The following is a 321-nucleotide window of genomic DNA, read 5'->3' on the forward strand; positions in this document are numbered from 1 at the left end:
CCTAACCCGAATATAATGACGCGTCATCAAAATACCTTTCTGTAAGGAATATTATTATTGACATTACACATCATGTGCATTACAGTGCACTAATGATATTCATTCATAAAACGATAGAATTTGATAATTGGCTTAAGAAACTCAAAGATAAAAAGGCTAAAGCGATTATTCTTCAACGTGTTGTACGCTTAAAACAAGGACTTTTGGGTGATGTTAAGTTCTTCAATAGCATAGGTGAAGTACGCATCCACTATGGTGCTGGTTACAGAATTTATTTTACCCAAAAAGGCTCTGATTTTATCCTTTTGTTATGCGGTGGAG

General features: G+C 34.6%; 1 protein-coding gene. It reads left to right on the plus strand.

The window, feature by feature from the left end:
* Positions 1-92 precede the first annotated feature (92 nt).
* On the plus strand, positions 93-321 hold a 229-nt coding region (locus ACFINC_RS09290), incomplete at its 3' end, for a type II toxin-antitoxin system RelE/ParE family toxin (protein ID WP_375617025.1).

Source organism: Bartonella sp. AP58NXGY (genome assembly GCF_042195785.1).
In the GTDB taxonomy this organism is placed as follows: domain Bacteria; phylum Pseudomonadota; class Alphaproteobacteria; order Rhizobiales; family Rhizobiaceae; genus Bartonella.